Below are 2,615 nucleotides of genomic sequence, written 5' to 3' on the forward strand. Positions count from 1 at the left end.
CCTCAACCGCCCCGGAGCGGCGCGGGCCGCGGTGCGGCGGCATGGCGGCGGCCGGCCGTCGACCGCAGTGCGGCAGGTGTTGTGACTGGTCGACGGCGAGCCGGCTCCGACGCCATCGAGTGCGGCGAGACTCCGATCAGCGCCGGGGCTGTGCCGGTGGCGAAGGAGAGGTACGCGTTGTGGTCGTCGGGGATCAGGGGCCGGTCGATCGGGCCGGTGCCGGAGTTGGGGATGCTGCCGGTGGACAGGGGCTGCGGGGCCCCCGGCCGCTGGGATTGGTGGGGCCGCTGGGGAGGTGTCGCTCGAGCTGAACCGCCGAGGCTCCGATCGTGCACTGCCGATCTGCCGTGACCTGCCCCGATCGGGCCCGAGGTGTGTCCCGTGATTCCGGTCCTCCACGGCAGGGAGCGTGCTCCTCCGGTCGTCAACTGGCCTTCGTAGCCATGGGGCTGAGGGTGCCTCCGATTACCGGCGGCGTCCTGGTCAAGATTGGGTAACGCGGCGCGGAGGCCTTGCTGGGGCCAATTGTTAGCGTTAACAATCGGTCCCGAGCGAAACGGCGACGATACCTCGCGTTCACGCAGTCGGTGCCGTTCGCGCGATCGATGATCCCGAGAGGAAGTCCCACCATGTCCAAGAGAGCTGCGGCGGCCCTGGTCGCCGGTGCGATGGTCACCGTCCTCACCGCGTGCGGTTCCGGCGGAGGCGGGGGCTCGGCCGACAAGGGGGCCGGCCACAAGCTCGTGGTGGGCTTCTCGCAGGTCGGCGCGGAGAGCGGTTGGCGCACCGCGAACACCAAGTCGATCCAGGAGTCCGCGAAGAAGGCGGGCATCGAGCTCAAGTTCTCCGACGCGCAGCAGAAGCAGGAGAACCAGATCAAGGCGATCCGCTCGTTCATCCAGCAGAAGGTGGACGTGATCGCCTTCTCGCCGGTGGTGGAGTCGGGTTGGGACACCGTGCTGAAGGAGGCGAAGGACGCCAAGATCCCGGTAATCCTGACCGACCGCGCGGTGGACTCCAAGGACGAGTCGCTCTACGTCTCCTTCCTGGGCTCGGACTTCGTCGAGGAGGGCAAGAAGGCCGGCGACTGGCTGGTGAAGGAGTACCAGGGTAAGTCCGACGAGGTGAACATCGTCCAGCTGGAGGGCACCACCGGTTCGGCGCCGGCCAACGACCGCAAGTCCGGCTTCGCGGACGCCACCAAGGGTGAGCCCAAGTTCAAGGTGGTCGCCTCGCAGACCGGCGACTTCACCCGCGCGAAGGGCAAGGAGGTCATGCAGGCCTTCCTGAAGTCCCAGTCGAAGATCGACGTGCTGTACGCGCACAACGACGACATGGCGCTCGGCGCGATCCAGGCGATCGAGGAGGCCGGCAAGAAGCCGGGCACCGATATCAAGATCGTCTCTGTGGACGGCGTCAAGGACGCCTTCACCGCGATGAGCCAGGGGAAGATCAACTACGACGTCGAGTGCAACCCGCTGCTCGGCGACCAGCTGATGGACCTGGTGAAGAAGGTCAAGGCGGGTGAGCAGGTGCCGCGGCGGATCAAGACCGAGGAGGGCACCTTCACTCCCGAGCAGGCCACCGCGGCCCTGCCCAACCGCCAGTACTGACCGGTCTGGCCGGCCCGGGGAGCGATCGGCCGGATCGCTCCCCGGTGGGCCGGATCGCACGACGAGAGGAGAACCGGGGTGCGTCAGCAACCGGTCCTGGAAGTCCAGGGTATCCGCAAGGAGTTCCCCGGGGTGGTGGCGCTGGATGGGGTCGACTTCCGGCTCTTCCCCGGCGAGGTGCACGCGCTGATGGGGGAGAACGGCGCCGGCAAGTCCACGCTGATCAAGGTGCTCACCGGCGTCCACCAGTCGGACGGCGGCGAGGTGATGCTGGCCGGCGATCGGGTGCGGATCGACGGGCCGTTGCAGGCCCAGCAGGCCGGGATCAGCACGGTCTACCAGGAGGTGAACCTCTGCCCGAACCTGTCGGTCGCGGAGAACATCTTCATCGGGCGCGAACCCCGCCGGTTCGGCCTGATCAACTGGGCGGCGATGCGCCGCCGGGCCGCCGAGCTGGTCCGCGAGCTGGACCTGGACGTCGACGTCAGCGCGCCGCTGAACAGCTACTCCATCGCCGTCCAGCAGCTGGTGGCGATCGTCCGCGCGGTCGACGTCTCCGCCAAGGTGCTGATCCTGGACGAGCCCACCTCCAGCCTGGACCGCGACGAGGTGCGCCAACTCTTCGCCGTCATGCGGCGCTTGCGCGACCAGGGCGTGGCGATCCTGTTCGTCTCGCACTTCCTCGACCAGATCTACGAGATCTGCGACCGGATGACGGTGCTGCGCAACGGCCGGCTGGAGGGCGAGTACCCGACCGGGGAGCTGAACCAGGTCGAACTCGTCTCCCGGATGATCGGCACCGAGCTCGCCGGACTCGACCAGCTCGGCGGCGGAAAGCGGCGCGAACGCACCGCACCGGCCGACGGAACGGCGTTCCTGCAGGCCGACGGGATGACCCGGCGCGGCGCGGTCGAGCCGTACGACCTGGCCATCAGGCCCGGCGAAGTGATCGGACTGGCCGGGCTGTTGGGCTCCGGGCGGACCGAGGCCGCCCGGCTGCTG

Annotated in this window: 2 protein-coding genes and 1 pseudogene; 2 read left to right on the plus strand and 1 reads right to left on the minus strand. The window is 68.6% G+C overall.

The window, feature by feature from the left end; translation table 11 throughout:
- Positions 1 to 158: 158 nt before the first annotated feature.
- A pseudogene (locus AB0O00_RS35130) lies at positions 159 to 260 on the minus strand (non-reducing end alpha-L-arabinofuranosidase family hydrolase); the annotation flags it as partial.
- Positions 261 to 629: 369 nt separating this feature from the next.
- Here AB0O00_RS35130 and AB0O00_RS35135 point away from each other — a divergent pair.
- Both AB0O00_RS35135 and AB0O00_RS35140 read left to right on the plus strand, forming a co-directional pair.
- Positions 630 to 1,613, plus strand: coding sequence for an ABC transporter substrate-binding protein (locus tag AB0O00_RS35135; protein WP_363658768.1), 984 nt, complete (start codon positions 630 to 632; stop codon positions 1,611 to 1,613).
- Positions 1,614 to 1,691: 78 nt separating this feature from the next.
- Positions 1,692 to 2,615: sugar ABC transporter ATP-binding protein (locus AB0O00_RS35140; RefSeq protein ID WP_363658769.1), on the plus strand; the 924-nt coding region annotated here is incomplete at its 3' end.

Source organism: Kitasatospora sp. NPDC093558 (assembly GCF_040683475.1).
Taxonomy (GTDB): Bacteria; Actinomycetota; Actinomycetes; order Streptomycetales; family Streptomycetaceae; genus Kitasatospora.